The 242-nt window shown below is 45.0% G+C and carries 1 pseudogene; it reads right to left on the reverse strand.

From position 1 onward, the window contains the following. A pseudogene (locus tag RTW80_RS30530) lies at positions 1-228 on the reverse strand (hypothetical protein); the annotation flags it as partial. Between the last annotated feature and the right edge of the window lie 14 nt (positions 229-242).

Consider the following 242-nt stretch of genomic DNA (forward strand, 5'->3'; position numbering starts at 1 on the left):
ACGGAATGTAATTTCTTTCGGCGGCAGTGTTCCTGTTTGCTGGGCCTGCATTATTTCTTCTGGAGTGTACTGGATATTCTCCCCGTGGAATCGGTACACTTGAGCGCCGAACTTGCTGCCATCCACTTCTATCAGAGTGATTATCTCTCCAGGATACAGTGATTGCAGGCAGTTATGAAACAGGCTCTTTCCGCTTTCTTCATCATACAGTTTTTTGTTTTCGCTCATTGATTTTCCCTCTT

The organism is Escherichia sp. AM3, assembly GCF_032029835.1.
GTDB lineage: Bacteria > Pseudomonadota > Gammaproteobacteria > Enterobacterales > Enterobacteriaceae > Escherichia > Escherichia coli.